This is a genomic window from Streptomyces sp. MnatMP-M17 (assembly GCF_900091995.1).
Lineage (GTDB): Bacteria > Actinomycetota > Actinomycetes > Streptomycetales > Streptomycetaceae > Streptomyces.
Window position 1 is genome coordinate 1 of the sequence record NZ_FMDK01000002.1, and the last position, 6,322, is coordinate 6,322.

Annotated in this window: 6 protein-coding genes; all 6 read left to right on the forward strand. The window is 70.4% G+C overall.

The window, feature by feature from the left end; translation table 11 throughout:
- Positions 1-337, forward strand: a 337-nt coding sequence (locus tag GA0115259_RS00020; RefSeq protein ID WP_141716400.1) for a class I SAM-dependent methyltransferase, incomplete at its 5' end; no start/stop codon positions are given.
- 71 nt (positions 338-408) lie between these two features.
- Positions 409-804, forward strand: coding sequence for a TOBE domain-containing protein (locus GA0115259_RS00025; RefSeq protein WP_093588946.1), 396 nt, complete (start codon positions 409-411; stop codon positions 802-804).
- Between the two features lie 185 nt (positions 805-989).
- Positions 990-1,811 (forward strand): molybdate ABC transporter substrate-binding protein, encoded by an 822-nt coding sequence (gene modA / locus GA0115259_RS00030; protein WP_093588938.1) that lies wholly within the window; start codon positions 990-992, stop codon positions 1,809-1,811.
- A gap of 194 nt (positions 1,812-2,005) precedes the next feature.
- The gene (locus GA0115259_RS00035; RefSeq protein ID WP_093588940.1) at positions 2,006-3,997 is read left to right on the forward strand and encodes an ABC transporter permease; all 1,992 of its coding nucleotides are present in this window, start codon (positions 2,006-2,008) and stop codon (positions 3,995-3,997) included.
- 42 nt (positions 3,998-4,039) lie between these two features.
- Positions 4,040-4,984 carry a LysR family transcriptional regulator gene (locus GA0115259_RS00040; RefSeq protein ID WP_093588942.1) on the forward strand — a complete coding sequence of 315 codons (945 nt, stop codon included), beginning with the start codon at positions 4,040-4,042 and terminating at the stop codon, positions 4,982-4,984.
- 102 nt (positions 4,985-5,086) lie between these two features.
- Positions 5,087-6,247 (forward strand): NAD-dependent formate dehydrogenase, encoded by a 1,161-nt coding sequence (locus GA0115259_RS00045; RefSeq protein ID WP_093588944.1) that lies wholly within the window; start codon positions 5,087-5,089, stop codon positions 6,245-6,247.
- Positions 6,248-6,322 lie beyond the last annotated feature (75 nt).

Sequence of the window (6,322 nt, forward strand, 5' to 3'; positions counted from 1 at the left end):
CTCGGCGGTGGCCTCGGCCGAGGCCACCTTCCGTAAGAACGTCGACGTCGCGGCTCCGGCGGACTTCCTGCTCGGCGACGGCCTTTCGGACATGCCGGCCGGGACGGTCGATCTGGTGCTGAACAATCCGCCGTTCCACTCCCACCAGGCGACGACCGACGCGACGGCCTGGCGGATGTTCACCGGCTCGCGCGCCGCGCTGCGGCCCGGAGGCGAACTGTGGGTCGTCGGCAACCGTCATCTCGGCTACCACATCAAGCTGCGGCGGCTCTTCGGCAACTGCGAGACCGTGACGAGCGATCCCAAGTTCGTCATCCTGCGGGCCGTCAAGCGCTGATCCTCGCATCTGCGAGAGAGCATCGCATCAAGGATTGCAGATGCGAGGGCGAACGGCCTATCTTGTCGCACATGCAGTCCTACACCATCGGCCAGGCCGCCCGGCTTCTCGGGGTCAGTCCCGACACCGCGCGCCGCTGGGCCGACGCCGGCCGGGTCGCGACCCATCGTGACGACGGCGGTCGCCGTCTGATCGACGGCCGCGCGCTCGCGGCGTTCTCCGTCGAGGTCGCGCAGAGTGTCAACGGCGAGGACGACGTCTCGTACACCTCGGCGCGCAACGCGTTCCCGGGCATCGTCACCGCCGTCACGCTCGGCGATGTCGCGGCACAGGTGGAGATCCAGGCCGGACCGCACCGGCTGGTATCCCTGCTCACCCGGGAGGCCGTCGAGGAGCTCGGGCTCGAAGTCGGCATGGAGGCAACGGCCCGGGTGAAGTCCACGAGCGTGCACATCGACCGCGCCTGACCGATGTGGTCCGTCGAGCCGCCACCGCGCACGGGCCACGGTCCGTTCCGGCGTGCCCTGCTCGACGAGCCACCGCACCGTACGAGCTGTCGCCCCGCATGAGCCACCGCACCGCACGGGCCGCCGTCGTCGGCCCGTCCGCTCGCGTGCCCTTCCGGGCCCGTACCGCAAAGGAGTCCACCCTCATGTCCTTCGCCCTCACCCGGCGCCGTGCCGCCACCGCGCTCGTGTCCGCAGCCCTTCTTCTGCCGCTGGCCGCGTGCGGCGGCGCTGACGACGGCAAGGAGGACTCCGCCTCTCCGGCCGCCTCCGAGGCCGGCACGTCGGAGAGTGCCGCGCCGAAGGCGGATCTGACCGTGCTCGCCGCCGCGTCGCTGACCGATGTCTTCGAGACGGCGGGCGCCGCGTACGAGAAGGAGAACCCCGGTACGAAGGTGACGTTCTCCTTCGCCGGCTCCCAGGAACTCGCCGCCCAGGTCAAGCAGGGCGCTCCGGCCGACGCGCTGGTCACCGCCGACACCAAGACCATGGACGGGCTGAAGGACGACACCGGCGCGCCGACGGTCATCGCGAAGAATCGGCTGGTGATCGCCACCGTCGAGGGCAATCCCGACAAGGTCGAGAACCTCAAGGACCTCGCCGATCCGAAGCTGAAGGTCGTCCTGGCCGCGCCCGAGGTTCCCGTGGGCCGGTACAGCCGTCAGGTCCTCGAAGCGCAGAGCATCACCGTGAAGCCGGTCTCCGAGGAGCCGAACGTCCGCGCCGTGCTGAGCAAGGTGGAGCTCGGCGAGGCCGACGCCGGCATCGTCTACAAGACCGACGCCGACTCCGCGCCCGACAAGGTCGACGCCGTGGAGATCCCCGACGCGCAGAACGCCATCGCCGAATACCCGGCCGCCACGCTCAAGACGTCCGAGCACAGTGCCGCCGCGGCGGCGTTCGTCGCCTGGCTCAGCGGTCCCGAGGCGCAGAAGATCTTTCAGGACGCGGGATTCCAGCAGCCGTAACACCCCTCCGCGCGCGGGCGGTCAGCCATGGCCCGCACACCGTCGGACGACATCCAGACATCCACCGTGTGACAGGGCTTGTCCGGGACCCAGGACCGGACAAGCCTGTCAACACACCATCGCCCTCGCTGCACCGCCGCCCTCCGCTGCACCGCCGCCCTCGACACCCGCCGACCTTTCAGCCCAGGAACCAGATGAGCCGCTTCCGCACCCGCAGTCCCGGCGCGCCGGTCGCACTGGCGGTGCCCGCGCTGCTCGCGATCGCCTTTCTGCTGCTGCCGCTGATCGGGATTCTCGCGCGCACCTCCTGGGGCGAACTCGGTACGCATCTCACCAGCCCGGGCGTGGTCCAGGCGCTGAGGCTGTCGCTGCTGGTCTCCTTCTGGTCGCTCGGGCTCTCCCTGGTGCTCGGCGTGCCGCTGGCCTGGCTGCTGGCCCGGGTGCGGTTCCCGGGCAAGACACTGGTGCGCACACTGGTCCTGCTGCCGATGGTGCTGCCTCCCACCGTCGGCGGTGTCGCCCTGCTGCTGGGCTTCGGACGGCGCGGGCTGCTCGGTCCCTGGCTGGAGGAGAGCTTCGGGCTCACTCTGCCGTTCCACACCTCGGGCGCCGTCGTCGCCTCGACCTTTGTGGCGATGCCGTTCCTCGTCATCAGCCTCGAAGGCGCCCTCGCCGGGCTGCGGCCCGCCTACGAGGAGACGGCCGCCTCGCTGGGCGCCTCGCCCGTACGGGTGTTCCGTACCGTCACGCTGCCCATGGTGGCGCCCGGTCTGGCCGCCGGCGCCGCGCTGACCTGGGCCCGTGCGCTCGGTGAGTTCGGTGCCACGATCACCTTCGCGGGCAATCTTCCCGGCACCACCCAGACCTTGCCGCTCCAGGTCTATCTGCTGCTCCAGGACTCGCCCGAGGCCGCGACCTCCGTCTCGCTGTTGCTGCTCGCCATCGCCATGGCCGTACTGATCGCCCTGCGCGGACGGTGGACGACCGGTGCCGTCGACCGCGTACCCCGGCCCGGCACGGTGTCCGACGAACCGGCGGTGCCACCGGAGGCGGCGGTGCCGTCGGACCAGGGCATCGGTGCCATGACGGCACCCGAACCTCCCGCCGTTCATGACTCTTATGAACGGCATGACTCTCATGAGCGGTACGAGCGGTGGCGGCTGCACGCCGAGCTCACCGGCTTCAACCGGCTCACTCTCGACGCCGAGCCCGGCACCACCATCGCCGTCGTCGGACCCAACGGAGCCGGCAAGACCACCCTGCTGCGCGCTCTCCTCGGCCTCACTCCGCGCGCCCATGCCCAGCTCCGTCTCGGCGACCTGGATGTCACCTCGCTGCCGCCGCACCGCCGCGGTGTCGCCTGGGTCCCGCAGAACGGCGCGCTCTTCCCGCATCTCAGCGCACTCGCCAACACCGCGTACGGACTGCGCGCCCACGGCATGCGGCGGGCCGAGGCCCGGCGCATCGCCCAGCAGTGGCTCGACCGGCTCGGTGTCGGCCATCTCGCCCGGCGCAAACCGCACCAGGTCTCCGGCGGCCAGGCGCAGCGGATCGCGCTGGCCCGCGCGCTCGCCGCCAGCCCCCGGCTGCTGCTCCTGGACGAGCCGCTGGCCGCTCTCGACCAGACCACGCGCGCCCGGGTACGGCACACGCTGCGCGGCCATCTCGACGGCTTCGGCGGCGTCTGTCTGATCGTCACCCACGATCCGGTCGAGGCCATCTCACTGGCCGACCGGGTCCTCGTGCTGGACGAGGGACTGGCCCTCCAGGACGCTCCGCCCGCCGAGGTGACGCGCCATCCGCGCTCGCCCTGGGTGGCCAGGATGCTCGGCCGCAACGCCTGGCCGGGCACCTTCGGCGCGGGCGGGCTCGAACTGACCGCGGGCGGGCGCCTGATCGTCGCCGAGCCGCCGGCCGACGGTACGGCCGCGCTGGCCGTCATCGCGCCCGAGGCCGTCTCCGTACACCGGGACCGGCCCGCAGGCAGCCCACGCAACGTCTGGCCGGGAACGGTCAGGGAGATCACCGCCCTCGGCAGCCGGCTGCGTGTTCTTATCACTTCGGACGAGGCACCGGACCTGGTCGCAGAGATCACGCCCGAGGCCGCCGCCGAACTCGCCCTGGCCGACGGCATATCCGTATGGACCAGTGTCAAGGCCACCGAGGTGACTCTCGTCGCCATCTGAGAAACGTCCCCGGGAGCGGTCCCGGAGAGCAGGGAGCAAGCGATGTTGCTGCGTCAGTTGGAGTACCTGGTGGCCCTCGCCAGGGAACGGCACTTCGCTCGCGCGGCGGCGGCCTGCTATGTCTCCCAGCCCTCGCTGTCCGCCGCGATCAGAAAGCTCGAACACGAGCTGGACGTACCGATCGTGCGGCGTGGCCGGCGCTTCGAGGGACTGACGCCCGAGGGCGAGCGGGTGCTGCTCTGGGCACACCGGATCCTCGCCGAACGCGACGCGCTGCGCCATGAGCTGTCGGCGATGCGCGGCGGACTCGCCGGCACTCTGCGGATGGGCGCCATACCGACCGCGCTCACCGCCGCCTCGCTGCTCACCACACCGTTCGTGGAACGGCATCCCCAGGCGCGTGTCTCGCTCGACTCGCTCTCCTCGCGCGATATCACCCAACGACTGGCCGAGTTCGAGCTGGACATCGCGCTCACCTATCTGGACGACGAGAGCCTCGGCCAGGTACGCAGAACGCCGCTCTACGAGGAGCGTTATCTGCTGCTCACCCCGCACGACGGGCCGATGAAGGGCCAACGGACCGCGGGCTGGGCGGAGATCGCCGAACTGCCGCTCTGTCTGCTCTCCCCGCAGATGCGCAACCGCCTGATCATGGACGAGTACTTCGCGGCGGACGGAGTGACCGCCGTGGTCGCGGCGATCGAGACCGACTCCGTCGCCGCCCTGTACGCGCATCTCACGGCCGGATGGTGGTCCAGCGTGATCTCGCACGCCTGGCTCCATATGTTCGGCGTCCCCGACGGTATGCGTGTGATCCCGGTGGCACATCCGGCCCACGGCCCTCGTGTCGGTCTGGTCATCGCCGACCGCAGCCCCGAACCCGTACTGGCCAGAGCCCTGCTGGAGATCGCCAGGGGGGCGGGCGTACGGGAGGCGCTCGACCAGCTCCTCGACACCTATCTGCACCCTGCGGGACCACCGGGATAGCCGGTCCCTATCCCGACATAGAAAGGTTCATTTTGACCATGGGCACCGCTCCCGAGCAGGCTGGAAGCACCTTCCCGCAACAACGGACGAGGAGCCGCAGTCATGGCAAAGGTGCTGTGCGTGCTGTACGACGACCCGGTCGACGGATACCCGAAGACCTACGCCCGGGACGACCTTCCCAAGATCGACCACTACCCCGGCGGCCAGACCACCCCGACCCCGCAGGGCATCGATTTCACTCCCGGGCATCTCCTCGGAAGCGTCTCCGGTGAACTGGGCCTGCGCAGCTATCTGGAGTCCCAGGGACACACCCTCGTCGTCACGTCCGACAAGGACCGGGAGGGATCGGTCTTCGACCAGGAGCTGGTCGACGCCGACATCGTCATCTCCCAGCCCTTCTGGCCGGCCTATCTGACGGCCGAACGGATCGCGAAGGCCGAGAACCTCAAGCTGGCCATCACCGCGGGCATCGGCTCGGACCATGTCGACCTCGACGCCGCCATCGCCAAGGGCGTCACCGTCGCCGAGGTCACGTACTGCAACAGCATCAGCGTCGCCGAGCATGTGGTGATGATGACGCTGTCGCTCGTACGGAACTATCTGCCCTCCCACAAGTGGGTCCTGGACGGCGGCTGGAACATCGCCGACTGTGTCGCCCGCTCGTACGACCTGGAGGGCATGCAGGTCGGCACGGTGGCCGCGGGCCGTATCGGGCTCGCCGTGCTGCGCCGTCTCGCGCCCTTCGACGTCGGCCTGCACTACACCGACCGGCACCGGCTGCCCGAGTCGGTGGAGCAGGAGCTGGGACTCACCTGGCACGAGAGCGCCGCCGCGATGGTGCCGCACTGCGATGTCGTCACCATCAACGCGCCGCTCCACCCGGAAACGGAGGGCCTCTTCGGCGACGAGCTGATCGCCACGATGAAGCGCGGCGCGTATCTGATCAACACCGCGCGCGCGAAGATCGCCGACCGTGACGCGATCGACCGCGCGCTGCGGAGCGGGCAGCTCGCCGGGTACGCGGGCGACGTGTGGTACCCGCAGCCCGCGCCGGCCGACCACCCGTGGCGGACCATGCCGCACCACGGCATGACGCCGCACATCTCGGGCTCGTCGCTCTCGGCGCAGGCTCGGTACGCGGCGGGGACGCGGGAGATCCTGGAGTCGTTCTTCGCGGGGACTCCGCTGCGTGACGAGTATCTGATCGTGGACAAGGGGGCGTTGGCGGGAGTGGGAGCGCACTCCTACTCCGTGACGAGCTGACGAGGCGCCTCTCGTGGGCCGCCGTGCGGGGCGGCGCGCGCCAGGCGGCGCGGTGCGGCTGCGCCTGCGGCGCGG